This window comes from Thermosynechococcus sp. GLH187 (assembly GCF_031583395.1).
GTDB lineage: Bacteria > Cyanobacteriota > Cyanobacteriia > Thermosynechococcales > Thermosynechococcaceae > Thermosynechococcus.
Window position 1 is genome coordinate 2,243,375 of sequence record NZ_CP134175.1, and the last position, 24,295, is coordinate 2,267,669.

Below are 24,295 nucleotides of genomic sequence, written 5' to 3' on the forward strand. Positions count from 1 at the left end.
ACGCCTCTAAAACATCAAAAAATAATCGTCACCCGCAGTGAGTCGGTGTAGAGGCCGGGGGCAACCCACTGCTGGGCAGGAATGCGACCGTAGATCGTCAGTGTATTGAGGACATTGTTGCCGGGAATAAAAGGCCCCCGTTGCTGTGTGCCCCCTGTGCCATCGCCCCAAATGATACTGCGATTAGCATCAAGATAGAGGTTATAGTTCAGGCGATCGCTCCCACTGCTCATTTGTCGCGGTGTAAAACTATTGCTGCCCCCTTGGCTTAGTTGAACCGTTACGGGGCGGTTATTAAAGCTACCAGCCCCACCCCCCACACAGACAAATTGGACTTGACCAGTGGTATCCAGAGGAATGGGCGAAAAAGGATCATAGCTCCCAAAGTTTAACCCGGTCACACTTTGAAACTGACAACCCGTCCCCTGAGCCTGTGCGGCTGCCCAATACCCAAGGCAACTGAAGCCAGTGATGCATCCTATCGTGGCGAGTCGGGCAACGAACATGAGACTTCCCCTACATCAGTAAAGAGATCGTCACTGGGTGGCAGTGTCAGTTGGAACGTACAGCGCAGTTGCTCGTAGGTCACTTCAGCAGTGTAGGTTCCTGCTTCTAGGGTATCAAAGTAAAATTCTCCCCTTGGCGAGAGGGGCGATAGGATTGTTTCCTTGTTGCGTTCTAGGGTGAGTTGTCCCAAATTGGGAATGATTCGCTCACTGCCCCGCAAAATCACCACTCGTCCGACATAGTTGCGACTGGGGCGGACATCAAAGCGGGCGATCGCTCCCCCACGAAAAGGCGGTGCAATCAGTAGCTCGGTGCGGCCAATGGCAAAATCAATGGGAATATCCTGATCCTCGATCCGCAAGGCATTGCCGTAGTAGGGCAGCAAGTCTGGAATCAAAATTTTACCGCGACGATTCGTGCGACCAATTTCCTGATTGCTTAAGTAGGTGCGCACACCCCCCACATTGGGCACATCTACCAAAACAAAACTTCCCTGCACCGGTCGCGTGGCAAAAACTTCACCGCCAATTGTGACGAATCCCCCTTCCACCACCACTTGCGCCTGTCCTGTATCCCCTGCCTGCGCGTAGCCAATTTGGTAGCGGCTCCAAGGGGCATTGTAAGAAAATGTGCCACTGACAAAGACCCGCTCATTGGCCTGAAGCACCTGTCCCTGATAGCCATAGCCGACGCCCACCGGGAGCGATCGCGAGACGTTGAGGAAAGGAACCCCCTGATTTCCCTGTTGCAGCCAGCCAGTGTTAAGTGTCACTGCATTGTTCAGAAAGTAGTTAAACGTAACACTGATTTGGTTCACTGGCTGATCACTGCCAGAAAGGAAGCGCGAACCTTGCAGGTATAGACTGAGATTGCGGCGGAGTTGCACTTGAGCGAGAATCGTTGCCTGTTGCCGCACCACTTGATCGCGGGGATTGGTAAAAAAGTACTGACCACTGATTGTTACCCGCGACCCCAGATTCAGAGTGGCATTGGCAAAGCCCTCTAACTGCGGGCGATCGTCCCCCAAACCCAAGCCAGTATTGACATAGTTGCCACTGAGGAGGCGCACCCCACCACCAAAGGCCAGCCGCCGCCCCGGATAGTTGTAGCCAACAGCAACCCCACTCCCCAATTTTCCCTCAGTGGTACTCACCGCCGCCGCCACATCCAGCGTGCCAATGGGAATCGCCGTACTCAGGTTCAAGCCCGCATTCAAAAGATCGCCATTGCCTTCCAGACGTGCCCCTAGGGTCAAGTTATTCAAAATGCCCTGCCGATAGGCCGCCAAAAATTGCACCTGATCTCCGTAGCTGAAATTCTCCGTGCCAAAATTTTCCCGCTCGGCACCGGCAGCCACAATAAACTCCGATAGTCCAGGGCGCAATAACGTAAACGACTGGACAAAATTACGGCTAAAGACCTGTTGATTGCCCTCAGCATCCTTTATCACAATTCGCAAGCGATTAAAGCCCCCAAAGGCGGGCAAATTTTTGAGAATAAACGGCCCCGGCGGTAACGTCACCTGCCGAATCAGCAAGTTATTCAGGTAAATTTCTGCGCTGCTGGGGGTGGTTACCTCACCCCGAAAGTCAAAGGCGGGTTGGCGAATCAGGTAAGGGCTAAGGCCAAAGTTGCGTTCCCAAACAATGCCCCCCCAAAGGCCACCCCCGCCCAACAGGTCACTGCTGATAAACGCATCCCCTAGGGTCAAAGTTGTGAGATGGCGCCGATGATCCAATCTAAAAGCGGTGAGTCCCCGTTGCAGGTTGCCATCGGCAGTCAACCCCAGCGTTGAGGTGAGGGCATTGCCACCAAAGCTAATCGCCACTTCACTGGCAGCCGTCAGTTGTTCAAAGTCATTCCAAAAAACACCATAGTTCAGGTAGGCACTTAAGGGTTGGCTATAGCGAATCCCCGGCGGTTCATTACTCGGTTTAAAGTCAATGACCGTTTGTGGCAGTTGGGCTGCTCCCACCTGTAACCGTAGCACTAAGTTGGCATCATCCCGCTGGAATGTCATCTGCGGTGCCAACGACTGCAAGGAGACGTGCTCAATGCCTTGGATGATTTCGCGGCGACCGCCAATCTCCCTCAGACCGGCATTCACTAGATCCTGCAAAGGGATGAGCACATCATCGCCACGCACCAAAACAATCACATCCCCCTTGGTAACGCGATTCACCTCAAGGGTATAAATGGCAGAGACTTCTGCTTGGGCAGAGACTGGAGCAGCCATCAGGAGGCTACTAAACGCAAACGCCGTTGGGAGTAGAAATTTCAGTTGTAAGGGAGGGGTTGGTGCCCACAGACTGTAATTTGACTTGGCGCACTTGGGCACAGTTGGTTTGTGGTAGAGGAATATTCCTAAAGGGGCGATCGCGATCGGCCAAAACATACACAGAATCTAGCGTCCGCTCGAAAACAACCGTCCCCCGCTCATTCAGCCCCTGTACGGTTATGCCAAGGGTTTGAATGTGAACATTACCACGATTGCGGAGTACAAAACTTAATTTGCCCCCTTCAACCCGACCATTCAAAATTTCGCCTTGGCGCTGGATATTGGCAGGTTGGACAAAAACGGGCAGGCTAAAGGTCTTGATAATGCGAATGGCAGCCCCTTGGGTTTCTGGCACATTGGCTGGGGGCAATTCTGTCACTAGGAGGCGATAGGTTTGCTCTTCAGTGGTTGCCGGTTGCCGTACCCCAACCCGTAAAGTCCGCTGTTCTCCTGGCGGTACCGACAGCAAGACAGGGAAAGCCACGACATTGCCATCGCTTTCCGTTAGCTCCTCTTGGCCATCGGCGGTTTGCTGCCAGCGGCGGACACTAATCTCAAAGTTAATCGGCACCTGCCCCGTATTGGTCAGGGTCAACAATGCCGTTCGCTGACGCGGTGAGAGAAACACCTGCACCGCATTCAAATAAAACTCTGAGGATTGTGCAGCTACTCTTGAACTCAGACCAAGAGCAAAGAGAGTAGCTAGCAGCGCAAACCGCCACCCGAATGGAAAACAGACCTTAGAACGAGACAATGACCTGAACTGTGTCACCGTACGTTCCTGGTGTCAGTTGATTCAAGATGCCTGCAGGTAGGCTGTTTCCTGCTGGAATCCGGCCGTAGATAGTGAAGTCTTTGGGCAAGGCATTAGATGCAGTGTACTCGACATCATTAGTGGCATCGCATCCCCAAATACCCGTTGCTGTAGAATTCTTGTATAGTCCATAGGGAAGACGGGCGGTACCACTGGCCATCTGTCGCTTGGGACTGGCGCAGGAAGACCCTGATGCAGAATTATTTCCTTGGCTTAGTTTGATAGTTGCTTGGGTCTTGGGTAAACACTGAACGCTGACTTTGCCTTGGGCATCCAAGGGCGTTGTTGCGTGGGCACCCAATGGATGATAGGTACCAAAGTTGATATTTTGAGTACCCGTAATTTTGCAGGCTGGGTTGACTTTTGCTTGAATTTGGATATTTGTGGTTTGGGGCGAAGTTTGGGCTTTGGCAGCCTGTGCCATTAACAGAGGCAGTACGCCCCCCGCCGCAGTAAGAAATAGACCGAGAAGAATCCGTTTGAGCAGGAATGAGAAAGTCATCGTCAAACCCCCTTATGAGAACAGCAAAAAGTTTAGACTCCAATTTTTGATGTTACTCTAATACTGAATGTAGCAAACCTTTAGGGATAACTCGCGGTGAGCTTGCAACACATACTAGCAGTAACAATACTACAGTATCCCCCCCCCCTTGCCTACCGTAATTTCACGGAGGTTTTATCTTTCCTTAGACTCTTCTCCCAACAGTTCATCAGTATTTTAATTGCTAGAGTGAAGCCTACAAATTGCTAATTATGAATTTGGAGAGCACTCAGTCATGACTCGTAGGCCAAGCTTACGCAAGCCTAATGTGAAGGTGTGCGGCGAATTCACAATTGCAGCCGTTAGAGGGGCACTGTCAATCTTACACCACTTACAGGACTTATGAACAGAGAATTTTAACTACGCAACAAAAGTTAATCTAAAGATTGGCACCCCCAAGCGTCAGGATCATCGTTGATGGGATGCGATCGCCATCGAAGGCAGTCTCAAAAATATTTTTGTAATGTTGATTGACCCCATTTTATTTGAGTGTATGCTAGTGCCTAGGAAAATTTTGTAGCCCTTTGATTTGGAGTGATTGCTGTGTTGCCAGACTTGCCAAGTTTTGATGCTTTGCTTCAGAGTTTGCGTAATATTGACACCTTAACCGAGTGGGAAATGGCGGTTCTGGGCATTATTGTCATCGTGGTTGGCATTTCTCTAGGGAACTGGGTCTGGCCAAGGATTTTGCAGGGGCTATTTATTCTTCTGTATCTTGGTGTAACTGCTATTCCCCTATTTTTGGTGGCGAACGGTATTCTACACCAGTGGCAAGATGTGGTCTTTAGCTGCCTAGTTATCGGCTTTTTGGGGTCAATCCCGTTACTCCCCTTTTTTGCTGTTTCCAGTATTCAGCGAAAAATAGATGGCCTCAAGCAACAGGTGAACACACCACCTGCATCAGCTCCTATTAATTTCGAAAGGGAGTGAGATATTTTCAAGAGGGATAGGCTATACTCAAAGCGTCATGAATGTTACTCAAGAACATGAGCTATAGCTTAGACTGACGAGAGCGGGTTGTCTCCTACATCCAGCAAGGTGGCAAAATCAGTGAAGCAACTCAAATCTTTCAGGTGAGCCGCGCCACCATCCATCGCTGGCTGAAGCGAGACGACTTAGCCCCCACAGTTGTCCCCCGTCGTCCTTGGAAGCTGGATTGGGCGGCCTTAGCAGCCGATGTTGCTGCCCATCCCGATGACCGTTTAATCGACCGTGCCCAGCGATTTGGCGTCCAAGTTTCCACCATTAGTTATGCCCTCAACCAGATGGGCATCACCCGCAAAAAAACAGATGCGTTACCAAGAACGGTGTGAAGAAGAGCGGCAAGCGTATCAACAGCAGCTCGACACATGGGTAGAGAGCCATGGGGAGGAAACGGTAGTCTATATCGATGAGACGGGGTTTGACTCTGGGGTGGAGTGTGAGTATGGGTGGTCAGCGCAAGGCCAACGAATTGATGGAGAGCGAGCGGGGAAGCGTCAGAAAAGAGAGAGTTGAGTCGCAGGACGGTATAGACACCAGAAAGACTTCATCGCCCCAATCCTGTTTTCAGGATATTTGAATGCGGTAGGGTTTGTGAGCTGGCTGAGTCAGTACTGTTTGCCGGCGTTAAAGAGACCGTCGTTGTTGATGATGGATAATGCACCGATTCATCCAAAAGGGGCGATTCAGGCAGTGGTGAAAGCGGCGGGTCACGAGGTGTTATTTTTACCGAAATACTCTCCTGATTTGAATGTGATTGAGCACGACTTCAGTGCGCAGAAGCGAGCGCGGATGTATGCAGGGTCAAACAGTTCGATTGATGAGGTGATTCGCAAGTATTGTGCTGGATAATGTCTCATTCTTTATTGGAATAGCTATATGTTTTGAGCCTCAAGGGCAATCCACGGCACCTGTATTCTACTCAGTCTTGACGGTGGGGTAGAGCGGTTGGCACAGGCGGTGCGTTGCCATGCCATTGTCTGAGTATGCGTTTGCCCTGTGGGCAAAGACACAGGGCTTCAAAACTACGGTAATCTTATAGAGAAACTAGAGTATTGCTGGCAGTGCTATGGGCATCACTATTGAAAACGTTTCTAAGTCCTTTGGCTCCTTTCAAGCGGTCAAGCAGGTGGATTTGGATATTGCCAGTGGCTCTTTGGTGGCGCTGTTGGGGCCTTCGGGTTCTGGCAAATCAACCTTACTGCGGCTGATTGCGGGTTTAGAGATGCCCGACACTGGCCGGATTCTGCTCACGGGCAAGGACGCCACCTATCAAAGTGTCCAAGAGCGTAATATTGGCTTCGTCTTTCAGCACTATGCCCTTTTTAAGCACATGACTGTGCGCCAAAATATCGCCTTTGGCCTAGAGCTGCGCAAGGTGCCCCGTGCCAAGATCAAAGCTCGGGTTGAGGAGTTGCTCGAGTTGGTGCAGTTGGCTGGCTTGGGCGATCGCTACCCCTCTCAGCTCTCTGGCGGACAACGCCAGCGGGTGGCTCTTGCCCGTGCCCTTGCCGTAGAACCCAAGGTGCTATTGCTGGATGAACCCTTTGGTGCCCTCGATGCCAAGGTACGTAAGGAACTGCGAGCATGGCTACGCCACCTCCACGATGATGTCCATGTGACAACGGTCTTCGTGACCCATGACCAAGAGGAAGCCATGGAAGTGGCCGATCAAATCGTGGTCATGAACAAAGGTCAAGTGGAGCAGGTGGGTACCCCCGCGGAAATTTACGACCATCCCGCTAGCCCCTTTGTGATGAGCTTTATTGGCCCTGTGAACGTCGTGCGCTCCCGTGTTTTTCAGCCCACCGAAGACACAGCCCCCCACTGCGATATTTTTCTGCGCCCGCGCGACATCATTATTGAGACAAGTCCCAATGGTAACACCGTCCCAGCTCGCATTCACCGCATCATTCACTTGGGTTGGGAAATTCAGGTGGAACTGCGCCTAGACGATGGGCAGGAATTGATGGCACACCTATCGCGAGAGCGATTTGACGAGCTGCGCCTTGAACCCCAACAGCAGGTCTTTATTAAGCCACGGGAGGCAAAGTCCTTTCCCCTGTATTACAGCATTTAGGCACGAAAAAAAATCAGTCCATCCCTTGAACAAACCAAGCCAAACTTGCTATGCTAACAAAGCAACGCAATGGGGTGTCGCCAAGCGGTAAGGCAGCGGGTTTTGGTCCCGCCATTCGGGGGTTCGAATCCTCCCGCCCCAGTTAGGTTTTAGACAGCAATGTCACAAATATTACCCTCATTACTGGCCTTAGATTTTGATGGCGTCCTCTGCAATGGCCTGCGGGAATATTTTCAAACCAGTTGGCAGGTGTATCAGCAGGTGTGGCCTGAGCAGCCCCTTGCGCTTTCCCTAGAGGAACTAGAAAGGCAATTTGGTCAATTGCGCCCTGTGATTACGGTGGGTTGGGAAATGCCACTCCTGTTGCGAGCAATTGTTGAAGGCACCTCTACTCAAGAGATTCTCCAAAACTGGCCAAAGGTGCGCGATCGCCTACTTGCTACCTACCATCTCACTGCCACCGATTTGGGAGAACGAGTGGACGGCCTGCGCGATCGCTGGATTGCAACGGACTGGCAAAGCTGGCTAGCACTCCATGACTTTTATGACGGTGTCATAGCCGCTTTACAACGCTGGCAAGCCCAAGGTCAACCCCTCGCCATTGTCACCACCAAGGAGCAGCGCTTTGTTACCTATTTGCTGGAGCAAGCGGGCATTTCCTTTCCCCCAGAGGCGATCTATGGCAAAGAGCAACGGCAGCCAAAGCCTGTGATTCTTGAGGCGCTGCAGTCAACCTATGGCGCTCCCCTGTGGTTTGTTGAGGATCGCCTCGGGGCACTGTTACAGGTTGCGGCTACACCGGCGCTAGGGGAAACAGAACTCTTCTTGGCGACATGGGGCTATACCACTGCTGGCGATCGCGCCCAAGCCGAGGCACATCCGCGCATCCATCTCCTCAGCCAAGAACAATTTTGTGAATTTCCCCACTGGCTTTGCCCCTAACCCCTTGTCTTTCAAGGTGGTTTTCTCTATACTGGAAAAGCTGCGAAACAGCGTGGGTCGCTAGCTCAGCGGTAGAGCACTCGGCTTTTAACCGATTGGTCTTGGGTTCGAATCCCAGGCGACCCATTTGAGTTAACTATCCAGTAGGCGGCGGAGTTCTGCCATATCGTCATCAATAGATTTACTTTGAGAGGATGCACTGGGGCGTGGCGCGTCCTGCACTTCGGGGGTAGAGACGTTGATATTAATATTTAACTGACTGCTGCCACTGGAGGTCTGGGGGAGTGTCCCCGCAGAGGGGGCATCGGGCAATAAGCCCATTTGCCGCTTCATTTCTAGCAGTTCAAATTCCACATCTTGTTTGTTGGCGCTGCTTTGGAGCGCTTGGAATTTACTTTCGAGAGTATCGCCACTCAGTTCAGCGATCGCTTGGGAGCGGGCTTCCATTTGCAGGACTTTATCTTCCATACGCTCAAATGCCGCCATCGCATTGGAGGTACCCACCTTGCTGACCGCTTGATGAATCTGCTCAGAGGCTTTGGCTGCCCGGACACGCGCTTTGAGCATTTCCTTCTTCGTTTTCGCCTCAGAAATTTTGCTTTCAAGGGCGGTCAAGTTGTCCTTAAGGGTTTTTACTTGGACTGCCATTTGATCCACTTGGGCTTTAAGGGCGGCAGCGGTATCTGCAGCAGTTTTCTTACGGTTCAAGGCTTCCAACGCGAGGGCTTCATCTCCTCTACTGAGGGCAAGACGTGCCCGCTCTTCCCACTGTTGGGAATCCTTAAGATTTTGGGCGTACTGCTGCTCTAGTCGTTTCTGAGCAGCAATGGCTTGAGCAACGGCTTGGCGCAACTTCACCAAGTCCTCGTTCATGTCAATAATTGTTTGCTCAAGGATTTTTTCTGGATCTTCAGCAGCACTGACAATGGCATTGAGATTAGAGCGAATCACCATGCCGACACGATCAAGTAAACCCATGCTTTGCCTCGTCAATAACTCGCTGACTCTACTCTAGCGCATGGCTTTTATTTACATGCCCATGATGCAGTAACCGGCGTCCACATAAAGAATTTGACCAGTGATGCCACTGGCTAGATCGCTGGCAAGAAAGGCTGCTGTGTTGCCCACCTCTGTTTGGGTCACCGTGCGCCGCAACGGAGCTGTGGCTTCCACATGGTGAATCATGTCGAGAATGCCCCCCACTGCTGAGGAAGCCAAGGTGCGAATTGGACCAGCGGAGATACCATTGACACGGATCTTCTGAGGCCCCAATTCTGCCGCGAGGTAGCGCACATTCATTTCTAGGGCTGCCTTGGCAATCCCCATGACATTGTAGTTCGGCACAACCCGTACACCCCCCAAATAAGTCAGGGTAATGATTGACCCGCCGTTGGTCATCAATGGTTTAGCGGCACGGCTGAGAGAGATCAGGGAGTAGGCACTGATGTCGAGAGCGAGATTAAAGCCTTCAAGGGAGACGGCGGAAAAGTCACCACTGAGATCTTCTTTTTGGGCAAAGGCCAAGCAATGAATCAAAATATCTAAGCCACCCCATGTGGATTGAATCGCCGCAAAGGTCTCGTCAATTTGTTGAGGTTGCTGCACATCTAGCGGCAGGAGCAACTTGGGGGCAAGGGGGGCTGTCAGTTCCTCGACCTTTTGCTTCAGCTTTCCCCGCTCGTCGGGAAGATACGTCACTGCCAGTTCAGCACCTGCTGCATGGAGCTGTTGGGCAATCCCCCAAGCAATGGAGCGATTATTGGCAATGCCGGTCACAAGGGCGCGTTTTCCCGATAGGTCTAGGAGCATAGGTACAGCCAGTGTGAAGGATCTAACCCTCTGATCGTACCAGAGGGGCTGCTGCCTTTAGCGCCAGCGTAGGACTTGGGTTTTCAAGGGGTTGACAAATTCCCGTCCCTCTTGGGTGGCTTTCTCGTACTCCCGCTTAAGCTGGTAATACCATTTAGCTTGGTAATCGGCCTCCTTGATAAGCGTCAACGGTGGCTTGTACTTTAGGCCTTCGCTTTGCTTGGCCACAATGCGCAAATCTTGGTTGAGAAATTCCCGCGCTAAGGGAGCCAGTAAGGGTTTCAGGGGGGCGAGCCATGGAAAGGTCCAGTAGTAGGTGGCGGTGAGTTCAGTCTCCTGATCGTTAATGGGGGTAAGGGTAATCAGAAAGCAAAAGGTGTGGCGATCGCTATAGTTGGTTTCGATGCGAATCCCCGGCAGCCGATAGATAATTTCCACCTCCGGGTGGCCGCCCAGAATATGGTGTGCCCACGACTTGCGCAGGAGGGGATGCCGCCGCATGGTAAAGCCATAGGGCGACGGATCAAAGGTTTTTGCCTTCTCAAAGAGCTTGCCCCGCTTACGCCACCACCACGCCCCATGGACAAAGGGCGCATGGGAGGGATCCATAAAGTTAATAAACACCTGATCCAGATGTCCCGGAAAGATGAATTTTTGCACCGCTTGGGGTTGGGTCTCGGCGCTAAATCCGGGCACAAGGGGAACCTCTAGAGTGGGTTCACTAACATTGCGCTCATTAGCCGGCAAAAAAATCCAAAGATTGCCCTGCACCTCGCGTACGGGATAACTCAACACACCAAAGTGCTTGAGATCCACATCACTATCACTGGTGAGGGAGGGAATCAGGGTACAGTGGCCGTGGGCATTGAAGCGCCAGCCGTGGTAGGGGCACTCCACCTCTTCCCCATCAAAGTGACCATAGTGCAGGGGAACGCCACGGTGAGGGCAGAGATTGCGCAGCGCAAAGGGCTTGCCTGAAGTGGTACGGCAGAAGAGAATAGGTTCCCCTAAAAGCACCTTGGCTTGGCAGCGACCCGGCTTGAGGTCAGCAGCTGGCAGGCCATAGTACCAGATATTGCGCAAGAAACTACCCGCATGGAGGGAGAATGAAGTGCTGCTGGAGTTCATAACCAGACTTTACCAGATGCTCGGCAGTTATTTTCTACGTTACGCCGAAGCAGCCGTCAAGTCAGTCACATACCGCAGCAAGATCCCCTTCTGGCCAATAATGAACCCTTGATCAGGACTAAAGAAGAGAATTTTATAAAAGTTGGAGGGGACTTTTTTCACATCCACATCCTGCTGCCACGTTTGGCCACCATCTTGGCTACAGAGCAGCACGCCGGCACCCCCTGCTAGCCATACTTCATTGGGTGTGCGATAGGCCAGATCAAGGAAGCCAACACTATTGCGACGCAGGGGACTCAGCAGTTCTCCCCAGTTTTCGGAATTGTCTGGATCAGAGAAGGCAATTTTACCGCCATTGACAATCATCCAGAGCCGACCATCCGGAGTAAAGCCCATATTGTGGACACGGCGCGAGGTCGTGCGGTTGTGGGGTTGCCAAGCGGTTTGTCCCGGCTGCCACGTGGAATAAAAGCTCCCCCGCGAGGAGACAGCCACATACTCACCAGAGGGCGAACGGTTGAGGTTGCGCATGACCCCAATGGCTTCTTGGACTAATGCTTGCCAGTTTTTGCCGCTGTCTTTGGTACGGTAAATGGCGCCTACATCGGTCATCATTTCCGCAGCGCCGCTGCCAAGGGCTTTCACGAAGCGAGGCGCACCCGGTAGTTTAGGATCGAGGGGAATTTGGTTCCAAGATTGGCCGCCATCGGTCGTGTGCAGCATAATCGGTGGCTCACCGACAATCCAACCCTCGTTCCCTTGGAAGCTAACGCTGTTGAAGCGATAGTCGGGATTATCTAACACCAGCGTACGGGGTTCCCACGTTTGGCCACCGTCGCGAGTTTCCATTAGTGTGGCATTGGCACCCACCAACCAACCGTGATTACGGTCAATAAAGCTCATATCGAGAATGGTTGAAGTGGTTGGTAGTTGGATGGCTTCCCAAGGGTTGTAGTCCAAGGCGGGGATGGCAAGGGCAGAGGTACTCAGGCTCACCCAGATACAAACGGTCACCAGTAGCCAATGCAGGAACTTGATTCCTTTCATTTTTTGCCAATAACTGTCAATTTGTTTAGCGAACATTATAGAAACTCAGTAGAAAAAGAACGGCAAGGGCAAGACCACCAAAAATGAGGATATTTTTTTGGCCGGGGGTGAGGCGATTCACACCCAAGCCGTAGTTCAGATTTTCCTTGAAGCCTGAGGGGGATCCCACAGGTCCAATGTTGCTAAATTGCTTTTTCGGAGCACTGCACACTGGACACCGCCAGTTCACGGGGAGATCAGCAAAGGCTGTCCCCGGCGGAATCGAGCGATTCTCGTCTCCCTTTGAGGGTTCATAGATGTAGCCGCAGGCACGGCACTCAAACCGATCTAAGGGCGCAACATCAGGGGTTTCGGCGGTCATACCTCAGAAATTTTTAAGATTTGCGACATACATCTTAATACTACGGGATTTAGGGGCGTTTCTTGTGATGAGGACAGGGGAGTTTTCAGGACAATACTGCGAAACTCTAAGACATGTAACGAAAGATCAGACCTTGGTAACATAAATATAAAGAAAAGATTAGGAAAGCCAGCCCTGCCAAGAAGTGATGCCATGATCAGGGTATTCAATTGAGGTCAGCCCATATAGACCTTAACCTTAAATCTCCTTTAATATTCCGTAGAATGCTGGCTTCCATATCACCAAGGGGGGCTGGCATTTTACTTTTGGGGATAAAATAGAGGCTTGCGCTTTCTATGGGTCGCCTGTGACTCCCACATTGTGTTGGCATTATCCACCGCTCCAAGCAGGAATTCTCTGTCGGCGCTATCAGCGATTTTTTGCGGAGATTGAGTTGACCTCTGGCGATCGCATCACAGCCCACTGCCCGAATACAGGGCCGATGACAGGAATCTGCCAAGTGGGTGCCCCCGTTCAAGTCTCCTACCATGCAGATCCCAAGCGCAAGCTGGCCTATACGTGGGAAATGATTTTCGTTGATGGCACGTGGGTGGGGGTAAATACGAGTTTGCCCAATCGGGTGATTGCTTCGGCATTGGCGGCAGGCATCCTACCGGAACTAGCTGGGTATGGCACTCAGCAGCGAGAGGTGGCCTATGGTCAAGAGCGCAGCCGCATTGACTTTTACTTGGCGGATCATCCCCAACAGCCCCCTGCCTATGTTGAGGTGAAAAATACCACTTGGGCGCAAGGGGGGTTAGCCCTGTTTCCTGATACGGTGACCATGCGAGGTCAAAAGCATCTGCGGGAACTGCAATGGCTACGGCAAACCCAACCTGACACTCGTGTGTGTATGGTCTACTTTATTAATCGCGGTGATTGCGATCGCTTTGCGCCGGGAGACAGTGCCGATCCCACCTATGGACAACTCTTACGCGCCGCCTACAACCAAGGGGTGGAAATTTTGCCCTATCGTTTTGCCATTGAGCCAACGGGCATTCAGTTTTTGGGAACGGCCAAGCTGGTACTCTAGGACACTTGACTGAGTTCAATCAGATTGCCATCGGGATCTGCGACAAAGATTGCGGCTCGTCCTGAGGCACTGCGCTGCAAGGGAATTTGGGCTGCCACTAGGCGTTGTTCGAGACTGGCTAAATCAGTTATGCCAAGGGCAAAGTGGGGGTTACGTCCCCACCGCTGATCTTGACAGCGATCGACCACCTGCTCTGCTGGGATGAGATGAATTTGCACCGTACCGATTTGATACCAGCGGCCGGGGAATTTCAGGGGGCGATCGACGGGGGTAAGACCTAGCAACCCTTCATAGAAGGCCGCAGCTCGCTGCAAATCCGTGACGTTAATAGCAACGTGGAGAAAGACCATCAGGAATTGGCGGGTTGCGTCACCCCTAGGCGGATTTCTGAGCAAAAGGAGGCCATGCTAAAGCCACCGAAGCGCTTGAGAATACTGGTGCGCAGGCGTAAATTGGGACTGGCAAACCAGAGTCGCTCCTCAGAGTACATGGTTTCGTATTCGGTAATCAGTGTCAGAGCACCATCACTGCCCATACTAAAGCGACCGGCCACAGGAGCTTTTTCGGCATAGCCCATTTCCCGCAGGAGCTTGCCTTCCATCCGTGACCCCTGATCCATGATCGGCACCAATACCGTCGAGCCTTCGTGCTTTTCGGTATCCCATTCCATCGTGCCGTCCCAACTGACCCGTGCACCGCACACTGCCCAAGCCGGATCCATGTCATATTGCTGACACAGGGCAATGACCGCAGGATCATCCACAGACAGTAATTCAATGGTTAACTGAGACTTGCCTGACTCAGTTTGCTTAAAGGCCAAGTGATGACTGGTACGTTGGGAAAACCAGCGGCCAGCACTTTGGGCAAAAAAGTCGCGGATGTCCATACCTGCGCACACTATGTAATGGGGACAAGATCAGTATTTTTGAGTCTTTTTTTAGGGTACACCGTCTCTTCGATTCCTTCCAAACGATCGCGCCGAGGAAAGATGCAGTCAAAGATTAACAATGTAACAATATGTAAACGAGTTTAAGATTTAAGATAGAAGTAGGTCGCCCTCATCAATCTCTATGCTGCACTCAAATTTACCTGAACCTCAACTGCTTAAGGTCTTGCTGGAGCCGCTACTCGAAGATTTTCAGTACTGGTTCACGCGATCGCGATCGCTCTTGCAGACAGAAGTGATTCCCTTCTTGAACGTGGCGGAACAGCAGGCACTCCTTGAACGGGTGGAGACGGCTCTCAACGATGTGATTGCTACCCAAAGCCTCTTTCGGGCAACGGACGGCCAAGTGGGGGTTGATACACAGGTACTGATGCAGTGGCATACGCTCTTGATGGAGTGCTGGCAGGTTGCCCACCACTATCGCTTATCCAAATCTTGTGACGCTTAAACCATTCTCGGCGCTTGGCTTGGAGGTGCTCTCTTCATGTTGCAGTTGATCTATATTGTTGCCTTTACGGTCTTGGCACTACTGGCCATGGCTAATCTGATTCGCAGTTTGTTGACCCTCGGCATTGAATCACAACGCCAATTTTCACCGCCACGGGTGACCCATCCCGAACTGTTAGATAGCGATGGCCATGTGATTGATGAGCCCCTGTTGGTGATGCGCTCTCTCAGTGTGGAGGATGCCCGTGCCCAACTGGATGCGATCTACCGCGAATCCCCCAGCTACGGTGACGACGCCCGTGGAGAAACCCAAGCCTAAATTCTTAGGCTCCTATGGGCAGTTCCTGAGTCGCTGGTTTCAGGTGGATGCAACGGCGCTGGCGGAGGTCTTGGCTAGGGCACGGCAGGAGTTACCGGCGACGGAGGTCTTGCTGATTGGCAAACCTCAATCGGGGAAAAGTTCGATTGTGCGGGCAATGACGGGTGCCGATGCCAGTATTGTCGGGGCGGGGTTTCGTCCCCATACGCGGCAAACACAGCGCTATGACTATCCCACAGCTGAACTGCCACTGCTCACCTTCACGGATACAGTGGGCTTGGGGGAAACGCCAGCGCAAACGGCTGAGGTGGTGGCGGAATTGGATCACCTGTTGCAGCAAAGTCAACGGGCACGAGTGATTATTTTGACGGTCAAGGTAACGGATTTTGCGGGCGATCGCCTGCACCAGGTGGCAAAGGCACTGAAGAAGGCTCATCCAGAGATTCCCTTTATTTTGGCCATTACCTGTCTGCACGAGCTGTATCCTCCCCAGCAAGAAAACCATCCCCCCTACCCGCCAGACACTCCTGAGGTTAACTTGGCGATCGCCGGCCTGAAGGAACGCTTTGCTGACATTAGCGATCGCGTCATTCCCCTTGACTTTACGTTGGAAGAAGACGGCTACACCCCTGTTTTTTATGGCTTTGAGGCCCTTGCTACAACCCTAGAGGCAGTGCTGCCCAAAGCAGAAGCCCAACTGCTCCGCGAGCTGATCGCCCAATCCCATCTCAGTGATCAACTAGCTCCCCTCTATCGTCAGGTGGGGCGGCGCTACATTGCCCCCTTTGCAGTGATGGCGGGAACCTTGGCGGCAGTGCCTTTGCCCTTTGCCACGATGCCAGTCCTTGTGGGGGTGCAGGTGGTGATGGTGGTGCTGCTGGGGCAATTGTACGGTCAGACCCTTTCGCCTTCCCAAGCCGCGGGCATCTTGACCACAATTGGTGGCGGATTTGTGGCGCGGTTGGTGGGGCAACAGTTGATTAAATTTATTCCAGGTTTGGGATCGGTGCTCTCTGCCTCTTGGGCGGCGGCCTATACTTGGGCCTTGGGGGAAGCCGCCTGTGTCTATTTTGGCGACGTGATGGGGGGCAAAACTCCCGATCCGCAGCGCATTCAGCAGGTACTCCAAGAAACATTGGCAACCGCACATTTACGCTTGCGCCAAAGCGAGTCCTAAATCAAGCCATCGTTTTGAGGGGCATTGGCCTTCAGGGAGCCATCTGCCTGCCAGCGCACTTCCCCGGCTTCTCCGACCACAAAATAGGGAATTTCTTTCTCCTTTAGATAGCGGGCGATCGCCGGATCAAGGGCATTGCGACTGAGAATGACACTGCGTGGCTTGACAATCTCAAAGAGGCGTGGCGTCAATTTTCGCCCCCACCACCAGAGAACCTGCGGTGACTCCACGGGCGTCACGGCCAGCCAATCGGCTTGCGCGGCATCGCGACTGGGATCACTGACAAAGAGCCACTGACTGTTGCCCATCTCCAAGGTCAAGATAGCCGGATCCGCCCGCAGGACAGTAATTTTCACCTGACCCAGTTGAACGGGTTGCCGCAGGGGAAGCGATTGATGGGGCACCTTGAGGGTGGTCAACATTTCCCGGTAGGCAGGATCACTCTTGGCCGTTGGCACATCCGTAAACTGGCGAATTGGGGTGATCCCATGAATCTCGCGCCAGCCCTGTTGTTGACGGTACTGGCGATCGCTGGCCACCGCCCAATCAATGCGGTTAATGCCCTCTTGAGCCAAGAAAGCCGTTAGCCCTTGGGAATCCCCCCCATTGATCACCACTGTCCCCGCTGGTTGCTGAATCACCAGTGTCGGCACCTGTGTATTGGCGAGAACCGTAGCTTGAAACAGCGTGTTTTGGCGCAGAATAAAGGGCACGAGAACCAGAGTGACACCAAAGGTAAACAGCAAAAACCAGCGGCGCCGCCAGCGAGGACTCAGCCACACAAGGACAATCAGGCCATAGAGAACAACAACTTGCAGCCAACCTAAGCTGCCAAGGGCGATCGTTGCCCCCGGCCACTGGCCGATGGTTTGAATCAGCCACAGGAGGAAGGCCGTGGGATAGTAGAGGAGCCAAGCAAGCGCCGATCCCACAGGCGGAACGAGAAGGCCGACCATTGCACTGATGAAGCCGCCAACCGTCAAGAGAACCAGGGGCAGATGGGCAAGGACATTGGCCAGCAGACCATACACCGGGAAAATACCGAAGATTGCCAAAGAGAGGGGCAGTACCCAAAGGGTGGCCGCGAGGGGTACCGCGACAAGGTTGCGTAGGGGTGTTGGCAACCAATCGAGGCGATCGCTAATCGGTTGAGCACTGACAATGAGACCCAATGTGGCCAGAAAACTTAACTGAAAGCCAATGTCCTCAATCCACAGGGGATTGTAGATCAGCATGGCAGTGGCGATCGCCAGCAGGATCACGAGGGGTTGCCCCTTTTGACCATTCACCAAAGCCACTAACCCCGCCAAGCCCATCAACACAGCGCGAATTGCTGAGGGGGCAAACCCACTCAAACAGGCAAAGAGCACCAAGACCCCAGCCCCCAAACCATAGCGCCACTGCTGTGGCAAGGGACGGGTCAACGCCAAGACAACCGCCAACAAAATCGCCGTATGAAACCCCGAGGCCGCCAGAGCATGGGATAGCCCCACGCGCCGAAAGCTGTCGCGCACCTCAAAGGGAATGGCCACCGCGCGGTTTCCCAGCACCATTGCCGAGACCACCGCACCATAGCGATCGCCCAACCCTTGGGCATGGACTTGAATAATCCGCTGCCGCAGTGCCCACAACCCCCAAGGTGATCCCTGATCCAAAATCGTGACCTTGTTGCCTGCTAAGCCGGCAAAGGTGTGCTGTAACTGAAGCTGTCGCCGAAAGTTAAAGGCACGAAAAAACTCACTGCCCCCCCCACGAGGTAGATAGAGCCGCCCCGAAATCTGGATCCGTTGGCTGGGATGTAGCTTTGCCCCTGCCGCTGCTGGCAGTGTCACATAGAGGCGGCCACTGGCTCTCCCTTGCAGCACCCCACTTTGGGCCGGTACTGGACTGAGATTTTGATAACGCTCCACCCCTAGGAAAAAGCGTCGTCGCCCAGCGCGATTAGGCAGTGGTGTGGTTTCAACACGCCCCTCGACGAGCACCGTTGACGGTAGGTTCAACCCCTCAAGACGCGGCACTAAACCGCTAATGTCATTCACCCCCGGCTGGGGGGTGCGCAGCCACACATAGGCCATTGCCAAAAGGGCAACGAGGGTCGCGATCGCAAAACTTTGACTCGAAGGCAGGCGCAGCCAAACCTTACCGCCCCAGCGCCGCCCGCTGTAAAGCATCCCGCCTAGAGCCAAGACCCCCAGCCAGCCCCACTGAAAGAAACTGAAAACACACCCCGTAATAAAGGCGATCGCCCAGAGAATCGCATCCGCCTTAGTCATCTTGCTGAACATAGCCCTGTTGGGGTTGGCATCCAGTGGCGCTGTTTAGGAGAAAACTGAGAGAGTGCACTGCCCTCAAAGGGAGAGTTTTAGAACCAGTTTTCAGGTGACTATGTCGTGCCGACACTAAGGGGCACCCGCGTCTTTTTTTCGACCTCAATGGTCACCTTTTCAGGGCGGCAGCGCATCACCGTCACTTCCAAGCCCTCTGCTCCTTCAGCCCTCAGGTCGTCAATGTAGCCCTGCTTCTCCCTTTCTGCTTCAGCTTGGGTCAAAAAAGGGCCAAAGTAGTAGGTGCAGGGGGGTGTTTTCGTGTCTATCTTGACCCACCATGCCAGACCGATTCCATTGACGAGATCGGCGAGCCAGTTTGTAAAACCTGTATTATTATCGCTAAACATTGACGGTATTCCTCCGAAACTTGCCAAATTGCCCCAACCAATCAATTCAATACATCTGTTGGTTTGCTCTCTATTTGTGTATAACTGATCCCCCCCTAAATGTGTATGGCGAAAATTCCAAACCATCAATTGTCATATTTATTTACATCAAGAGTCCCCACGAGGACAAGATCACTCATTCAACCCTGACGCTGAAGGTAAACGCAGTGGCGCTGGGCATGGCTCAAGGGGGTGGTAAAGGCCTGAATCTCTAGGAGTTGACTACGGTATCGCGGCAGCAGGGTTCCTAGGGTTTGGGCATCCTCTTTGCTCCACTGACCCCGGTACAGGACTAAAATGCCCCCCAACCGTAATAGGGGCAAACCGTAGGCACAACAACGACGAAGGTTTCCCACGGCTCGCATGAGCGCCAAATCATAGCGGCGGCCATGGGTTTCCGCCCGTCCCCATTCAGGGTGAATGTTCGCTAAATCAACTGTTTGCGGTAGGGATTGCAAAAACTTGACTTTCTTTTGCGTCGCTTCAAGGAGGATCACTGACCAATCGGGGCGGGCGATCGCCACCGGTACCCCCGGAAAACCACCGCCACTGCCAATATCAATGACCTGTTGAATCTTAGTTCCCCAAGGTGTTCCCCCAGTAGGCTGAAGCCATGGCAAAATCCCCCGCAACGAATCCCAGAGGTGCTTCTCCCAGAAATCAGGGACTGCCGTAATCCGCGTCAAGTTGATCCCTTGGTTGGCTGCGAGGATTGCCCTATAGAAGCGTTGGAACTGTTCCTGCTGTTGGGGTGTGGGTTGCCACTGGAGGGTCTCCTGCCAAGGGAATGGCTCAAGCAATAACGGACTAGGACTCGCCATCACCACCACTGGGCAACTCTTTCTTTGCTGTTAGCACCTCCCACGCCGCTTTGAGTCGCTCCTCAAAATCCTTGACATGGCTAGAGACGGTATCAGCATTCGACTTCAGCTCTGCGATCGCCGTTTCAAGGGCTTTTTGTACATCTGCTGGTAGGGCTTTGAGTTGAGCGGCGGCAAACCGTTGCAGAGCAGCAAGGAGAGCTTTTGCCGCTTCGGTGACCTCTTCTGGACTGACGGCTTCTGTTTCAGGTTCGGGAGTCGGGGACTCTGGTGGCGAAACTTGTTCTTCGGACATAGGGCAATGCTCCCAAGTGAGTACTCAACAACCTTAGCAATTATTTTGTGCGCCCCAGAAAAGGGCTGTACCCCTACCTTAGCAGATGCCCTTTTAGAGTGCCCTAACCCCCTAAAGATTAAAGTGAAACCCCGCCCCATTGGGCAGGGAAGATGCAAGGCATTAGAAGCTAAATGTCGTTCGCACAACCCCCAGAAGCAGCGGTGCGTTGTTACTGTTGCTGTTGGAATTGACCACGGCAATGAGGCCAGGTGTAATTGAAATATTCCGCGAGATCGGAATACGGTACAACCCCTCGATGTGGTAGGAGTTAAAGGTTGCGCCGGGGGCACCCGGCACATTACGAACGCTAATGGTTTGTGGGGGTTGGCCGACAATCAAACCCAGAACATCGCCCTTGCGCCAGATGTCCGGTACAGCAAAGGTGGCGGCCCAGTTTAAGACTTCTGCTTCTCGCCGTGGGCCTGTGAATCCTTGTACCTGATAGACATTGGAGTAGCCGACCCAGCCTGCAATGTTGAATTTTTGAATAGGGCGATAGGTAAACTGAAAGCCAAAGTTATCGGCGGCTGCATTGGCGTTATTGCCGATGGGGTTGGCAGCAGAGCCGGGAAAAACGGGAAACCCACTGCTTCCTGTTCCGCCAGCAACACTGACACCAAAGGAGCGCACATAGGTAAATCCCATGGCGAGGTTCTTCGCAGGTCGCCAGTCGAGTTGAGCCAAGGCGGCATAGGCACCGTCGAAGAGACCATTAGTATTTGGTGTATTTCGATTTGGATTAGCTGCGTTCGGTGCCTGATAGCTCAGATTTAGGGTTAGGCCAGTGCCCCGCTCTTTATTTTCAAGGAGGGTATAGCGCAGTGTTAAGCCAGCCCCGCCACCGAAGCGATAGAGGGGGTTAAAGCGACCAAACCGGCTAATGGCTCCCGTTTCATCGGACTGCAAGAGGGGGTTAAAGGTAAAGACATTCTTGTCGAAATTGCCTGCTGATGCATCAAAGGCAAGGAACAGGCGGTTGGTTAGAGGGGTGCGGTAGTAGAGGTCGTCAATGGTGAATTGGCCGCCAGTGTTGGTGTCGTAGCTGAGCCGTGCCATGTTGGTACCGGTAACAGTTCCGTAGTTAGGCATATTGGCCGCCTGAATGCGCACCCGCAGGACATCCTTGCCATAGAAGCTGGTGTCAAAGTTCAGCCGAGCGCGGTAGGTAGCAACGGGATTGTCTTCGATGGTGGGACCGCGATTGGGAACAGCGTTAGCGGCAACGGCTCGGGTGCCCGTGAGGACATCGGACACACTAAAAATTGCGGAAGCGCGTAGTTTAGTGGTGGTGGAAAATTGGGTTGCTTCAAGGTTGGCAACGCGACCTTCTAGATTTGTCACCCGTCCCTTGATCACGGCTAATTCGCTACTCAACTCCTCCGCCAGCCGCTGAAGTGTAGCTAGATCTTCCTTGCTGGCAAAGCGATCGCTCATCACATCGAGGCAGGCATTCAAGGCTGCAGCCATCTCAAAGCGTGTGGCGGCACGGTTGCCGCGAAAGGTGCCATCGGGATAACCGGCAATACAGCCATATTTCTCCACCAGTGAGGCCAAGGCTTGATAGGCCCAGTCCGTGGGGCGCACATCCGAGAGTTGATTCACTGAGGTTACTTGCGGCATTGTCCGCTGCATTCCCAAAGACGGCGCGGGGGCAGGGAGTCGGGGAGCTTGAGCCTCTAAGTCCGCCACTGCTGGCACTTGTGCCACTTGCAAGGGTGATTTTACTGAATGAGTCACTTGTTGCAAGTCATCATCAAGAAATCTAGAGGCACTCACATCACTCGTATGGGGTGTGTCTTGCAACTGATTCGCAGCTAATGCCGCTGACATTCCCCAAGCAGGAGCCAAAGCTAGCCCCAGCCAGACCGCGATCGATCTCGCCATTATTCACTCCTCAATCATGATCAAAGTATCTGCAAGCCTCGATTTATAGGATATTCAAGGGCAATCGGGCGATCGCCCCCAGCACTTCTGAACAGGCAACTCTCACCTGCCCCCTAGGAAAAGTTAGGAGTAGATTCGCAATACGTTCATTGAGGCTGAACAGAGGAAAACAGTTTCTTTACTTTCTTTAGCTTGAACTATTTGCAAATAAAAGTCAACTACTTCTTGCAAATCTCTCTAAACCAGTCCCAACGCTGCCACAAGCAAATCTTGATATGCTTTTTAGCAATTCCCTTGATCGCTGCTGTCATGTCCTACTCCCTCCGTGTTGCTGATCTGCCCGTCGGCGATCGCCCCCGTGAAAAGCTACTCAGCCAAGGTGCCCGCTATCTCAGTTCCGCAGAACTGTTGGCGATTTTACTGGGGACTGGTCAAGGGGCGGGCAAACTCTCAGCCGTGGGCTTAGGACAATTTATCCTCAAACAGTTGGGGGAGCGCAGTGGTAACAGTACCGATGCTGTGAGCCTTTTACGCGACATTACCCCAGAGGAATTGATGGCCATCCCTGGTGTTGGCCCCGCCAAAGCCACGACCATTCTGGCAGCTGTGGAGTTGGGGAAGCGGGTCTTTCAGTCGCGACCGGGGGAGCAAACGATCATTGACAATCCTGCCCTTGCCGCTGCTGTCCTCAGTACTGATCTCATGTGGCAACCGACGGAACGCTTTGCCGTTCTCTTGTTGGATGTGCGCCATCGCCTATTGGGGTCTCATGTGATTACGGTGGGAACCGCCACAGAAACCCTTGTCCATCCCCGCGAAGTTTTCCGTGAAGCAGTGCGTCGCAATGCGAGCCGCCTGATCATTGCCCACAACCATCCCTCAGGAAGTTTAGTCCCCAGTCAAGCGGATCTGGATTTGACAAAACAAATTCTGCAAGCGGGACAAATTATGGGCATTCCGGTGCTTGACCACTTAATTCTCGGCAATGGCGATTACCAAAGTCTGCGGGAAACAACCTCCCTATGGCAAGAGGTTCCCCAAGGGGATGGAGCTGCCTAAGGATGTTCCCAAGCTCCTCGATTTCGGGAGGCAGTGGCAGCCGTTATTCCTCGTCGTCAGGTTCGTTTTCCAGTAATGCCTTGGCTTCCAGTAACTGCTCTTTGTGGGCTTCACTAACAATTGGGTAGTGCAGGTTCAAACTCGCCAACTTTTGATAAATGAAGTGAGCCACCATGAGGCGGGCAAACCACTTGCGATTGGCGGGAATAATGTGCCACGGTGCCCATTCGGTACTGGTGTGGCGAAAGACATCGGCATAGGCGTCTCGATAGTCATCCCAGTGGGCGCGATCGCGCACGTCATCAATGGAAAATTTCCAGTTTTTTTCCGGGCGACTAATGCGCTCCAAAAAGCGTTTTTTCTGCTCTGCTTTGGAGATATTCAGGAAAAACTTGAGGATGAGAATACCATTGCGGGTTAAGTAACGTTCGTAGTGATTAATGTCCTCAAAGCGCTCTTTCCAGATGTGCTTGGTCTTGGTTTCGGGGGGAAGTTGTTGACGGTTCAGCAACTCTGGGTGCACCCGCACCACAAGAACTTCTTCGTAATAGGAGCGATTAAAAATACCAATACAGCCTCGCTCTGGCAATGCGCGGTTGGCGCGCCACAAAAAGTCATGATCCAACTCCTCGGCACTCGGTGCCTTAAAGCTATACACCTGACAGCCTTGGGGGTTAATGCCACTCATGACGTGTTTGATCGTGCTGTCTTTGCCCGCTGCATCCATCGCTTGGAAAATAATCAGCAGCGCATAGATATTCTGGGCATAGAGAACATCTTGGTAAGCGGCTAGCTTCTTAATGCCAGCGGCAAGGAGTTCTTGGGCTTCGACTTTGCTTTTGAGGCCAGCGGTATCCGCAGGATCATAGTCCTGCCAGTGAAATTTCCCCCCCACGGGAACAATGTAGCGATCGGGGTTAATTTGGTCGAGAAAATCTTGGGGAATCATGATCAGGAGGGGTTGCAGCAGAACTGTATCCTAGCCTACATTCTCTCATTGCAGAAAAATCGAAATATCCCCCTTTCGCGGCT

The 24,295-nt window shown here is 52.8% G+C and carries 25 protein-coding genes, 2 tRNA genes and 1 pseudogene; 11 read left to right on the top strand and 17 right to left on the bottom strand.

Annotated features, from left to right (window positions below):
• Positions 1–14: 14 nt before the first annotated feature.
• The 4 genes from RHI63_RS11000 to RHI63_RS11015 form a co-directional block, all read right to left on the bottom strand.
• Positions 15–506, bottom strand: a complete 492-nt coding sequence (locus tag RHI63_RS11000) for a spore coat U domain-containing protein (protein ID WP_310453506.1) — start codon at positions 504–506, stop codon at positions 15–17.
• Positions 479–2,743 (bottom strand): fimbria/pilus outer membrane usher protein, encoded by a 2,265-nt coding sequence (locus RHI63_RS11005; RefSeq protein WP_310744554.1) that lies wholly within the window; start codon positions 2,741–2,743, stop codon positions 479–481. The genes RHI63_RS11000 and RHI63_RS11005 overlap by 28 nt, the downstream gene beginning before the upstream one ends.
• Positions 2,744–2,753: 10 nt before the next feature.
• A complete protein-coding gene (locus RHI63_RS11010) occupies positions 2,754–3,419 on the bottom strand; it encodes a fimbria/pilus periplasmic chaperone (protein ID WP_310822024.1) in 666 nt (221 codons plus the stop codon).
• Between the two features lie 106 nt (positions 3,420–3,525).
• The gene (locus RHI63_RS11015) at positions 3,526–4,101 is read right to left on the bottom strand and encodes a spore coat U domain-containing protein (RefSeq protein WP_310821593.1); all 576 of its coding nucleotides are present in this window, start codon (positions 4,099–4,101) and stop codon (positions 3,526–3,528) included.
• A gap of 582 nt (positions 4,102–4,683) precedes the next feature.
• On the opposite strand from RHI63_RS11015, the gene RHI63_RS11020 reads away from it, so the two are divergent.
• The 6 genes and pseudogenes from RHI63_RS11020 (at position 4,684) to RHI63_RS11045 (ending at position 8,269) form a co-directional block, all read left to right on the top strand.
• Positions 4,684–5,070, top strand: coding sequence for a hypothetical protein (locus RHI63_RS11020; protein ID WP_149819415.1), 387 nt, complete (start codon positions 4,684–4,686; stop codon positions 5,068–5,070).
• 98 nt (positions 5,071–5,168) lie between these two features.
• Positions 5,169–5,973: pseudogene (locus RHI63_RS11025) on the top strand (IS630 family transposase).
• Positions 5,974–6,190: 217 nt separating this feature from the next.
• Positions 6,191–7,201, top strand: a complete 1,011-nt coding sequence (locus RHI63_RS11030) for a sulfate/molybdate ABC transporter ATP-binding protein (protein WP_206200194.1) — start codon at positions 6,191–6,193, stop codon at positions 7,199–7,201.
• 70 nt (positions 7,202–7,271) lie between these two features.
• Positions 7,272–7,343: transfer RNA gene (locus RHI63_RS11035), tRNA-Gln, on the top strand.
• A 17-nt stretch (positions 7,344–7,360) separates the two neighbouring features.
• On the top strand, positions 7,361–8,143 hold the full coding sequence (locus tag RHI63_RS11040) for an HAD family hydrolase (protein WP_310821594.1): 783 nt from the start codon (positions 7,361–7,363) through the stop codon (positions 8,141–8,143).
• A gap of 54 nt (positions 8,144–8,197) precedes the next feature.
• Positions 8,198–8,269, top strand: a tRNA-Lys gene (locus tag RHI63_RS11045).
• 6 nt (positions 8,270–8,275) lie between these two features.
• Here the strand turns inward: RHI63_RS11045 and RHI63_RS11050 are convergent.
• The 5 genes from RHI63_RS11050 to RHI63_RS11070 are packed head-to-tail and all read right to left on the bottom strand — an operon-like array spanning position 8,276 to position 12,488.
• Positions 8,276–9,121, bottom strand: a complete 846-nt coding sequence (locus tag RHI63_RS11050) for a PspA/IM30 family protein (RefSeq protein ID WP_206200196.1) — start codon at positions 9,119–9,121, stop codon at positions 8,276–8,278.
• A 51-nt stretch (positions 9,122–9,172) separates the two neighbouring features.
• Positions 9,173–9,952 (bottom strand): enoyl-ACP reductase FabI, encoded by a 780-nt coding sequence (gene fabI / locus RHI63_RS11055; RefSeq protein ID WP_206200197.1) that lies wholly within the window; start codon positions 9,950–9,952, stop codon positions 9,173–9,175.
• Positions 9,953–10,009: 57 nt separating this feature from the next.
• On the bottom strand, positions 10,010–11,080 hold the full coding sequence (locus RHI63_RS11060; RefSeq protein WP_206200198.1) for an aromatic ring-hydroxylating dioxygenase subunit alpha: 1,071 nt from the start codon (positions 11,078–11,080) through the stop codon (positions 10,010–10,012).
• 39 nt (positions 11,081–11,119) lie between these two features.
• A complete protein-coding gene (locus RHI63_RS11065) occupies positions 11,120–12,127 on the bottom strand; it encodes a photosynthesis system II assembly factor Ycf48 (protein ID WP_255521456.1) in 1,008 nt (335 codons plus the stop codon).
• A 25-nt stretch (positions 12,128–12,152) separates the two neighbouring features.
• Positions 12,153–12,488 (bottom strand): rubredoxin, encoded by a 336-nt coding sequence (locus RHI63_RS11070; RefSeq protein ID WP_149819429.1) that lies wholly within the window; start codon positions 12,486–12,488, stop codon positions 12,153–12,155.
• Between the two features lie 346 nt (positions 12,489–12,834).
• Between RHI63_RS11070 and sfsA the strand changes: the two genes are divergently transcribed.
• Positions 12,835–13,560, top strand: a complete 726-nt coding sequence (sfsA, locus tag RHI63_RS11075) for a DNA/RNA nuclease SfsA (RefSeq protein ID WP_206200200.1) — start codon at positions 12,835–12,837, stop codon at positions 13,558–13,560.
• Here sfsA and RHI63_RS11080 read toward each other — a convergent pair.
• A complete protein-coding gene (locus RHI63_RS11080) occupies positions 13,557–13,910 on the bottom strand; it encodes a VOC family protein (protein ID WP_206200201.1) in 354 nt (117 codons plus the stop codon). The two genes, sfsA and RHI63_RS11080, sit on opposite strands and share 4 nt — an antisense overlap.
• Entirely contained in the window at positions 13,910–14,446 is a 537-nt protein-coding gene (locus RHI63_RS11085; RefSeq protein ID WP_206200202.1) for a phycobiliprotein lyase, read from the bottom strand. Before RHI63_RS11085 ends, RHI63_RS11080 begins: the two co-directional genes overlap by 1 nt.
• A 184-nt stretch (positions 14,447–14,630) precedes the next feature.
• Between RHI63_RS11085 and RHI63_RS11090 the strand changes: the two genes are divergently transcribed.
• The 3 genes from RHI63_RS11090 to RHI63_RS11100 are packed head-to-tail and all read left to right on the top strand — an operon-like array spanning position 14,631 to position 16,449.
• Complete coding sequence (locus tag RHI63_RS11090) at positions 14,631–14,954, top strand: DUF2605 domain-containing protein (RefSeq protein WP_286625093.1); 324 nt, start codon at positions 14,631–14,633, stop codon at positions 14,952–14,954.
• Between the two features lie 36 nt (positions 14,955–14,990).
• Complete coding sequence (locus tag RHI63_RS11095; RefSeq protein WP_149819439.1) at positions 14,991–15,272, top strand: DUF2973 domain-containing protein; 282 nt, start codon at positions 14,991–14,993, stop codon at positions 15,270–15,272.
• Entirely contained in the window at positions 15,253–16,449 is a 1,197-nt protein-coding gene (locus tag RHI63_RS11100) for a GTPase (RefSeq protein ID WP_310438491.1), read from the top strand. Before RHI63_RS11095 ends, RHI63_RS11100 begins: the two co-directional genes overlap by 20 nt.
• Here the strand turns inward: RHI63_RS11100 and RHI63_RS11105 are convergent.
• The 5 genes from RHI63_RS11105 to RHI63_RS11125 all read right to left on the bottom strand — a co-directional run bounded on the left by RHI63_RS11105 (position 16,446) and on the right by RHI63_RS11125 (position 22,204).
• Complete coding sequence (locus tag RHI63_RS11105; protein ID WP_310821596.1) at positions 16,446–18,722, bottom strand: ComEC/Rec2 family competence protein; 2,277 nt, start codon at positions 18,720–18,722, stop codon at positions 16,446–16,448. The genes RHI63_RS11100 and RHI63_RS11105 overlap by 4 nt on opposite strands.
• A gap of 110 nt (positions 18,723–18,832) precedes the next feature.
• Positions 18,833–19,123 (bottom strand): DUF1816 domain-containing protein, encoded by a 291-nt coding sequence (locus tag RHI63_RS11110; protein ID WP_206200206.1) that lies wholly within the window; start codon positions 19,121–19,123, stop codon positions 18,833–18,835.
• Between the two features lie 179 nt (positions 19,124–19,302).
• Positions 19,303–19,983 carry a 16S rRNA (guanine(527)-N(7))-methyltransferase RsmG gene (gene rsmG / locus RHI63_RS11115; protein WP_310821598.1) on the bottom strand — a complete coding sequence of 227 codons (681 nt, stop codon included), beginning with the start codon at positions 19,981–19,983 and terminating at the stop codon, positions 19,303–19,305.
• Positions 19,970–20,278: a hypothetical protein gene (locus RHI63_RS11120; protein ID WP_310744558.1), complete on the bottom strand. Its 309-nt coding sequence runs from the start codon at positions 20,276–20,278 to the stop codon at positions 19,970–19,972. The genes rsmG and RHI63_RS11120 overlap by 14 nt, the downstream gene beginning before the upstream one ends.
• Before the next feature lie 162 nt (positions 20,279–20,440).
• Entirely contained in the window at positions 20,441–22,204 is a 1,764-nt protein-coding gene (locus RHI63_RS11125; RefSeq protein WP_310821599.1) for an iron uptake porin, read from the bottom strand.
• A 309-nt stretch (positions 22,205–22,513) separates the two neighbouring features.
• Between RHI63_RS11125 and radC the strand changes: the two genes are divergently transcribed.
• The gene (gene radC / locus RHI63_RS11130) at positions 22,514–23,263 is read left to right on the top strand and encodes a DNA repair protein RadC (RefSeq protein ID WP_206200208.1); all 750 of its coding nucleotides are present in this window, start codon (positions 22,514–22,516) and stop codon (positions 23,261–23,263) included.
• A 43-nt stretch (positions 23,264–23,306) separates the two neighbouring features.
• Here the strand turns inward: radC and RHI63_RS11135 are convergent, their stop codons facing one another.
• Positions 23,307–24,212 carry a polyphosphate kinase 2 family protein gene (locus tag RHI63_RS11135; protein ID WP_206200209.1) on the bottom strand — a complete coding sequence of 302 codons (906 nt, stop codon included), beginning with the start codon at positions 24,210–24,212 and terminating at the stop codon, positions 23,307–23,309.
• Positions 24,213–24,295 lie beyond the last annotated feature (83 nt).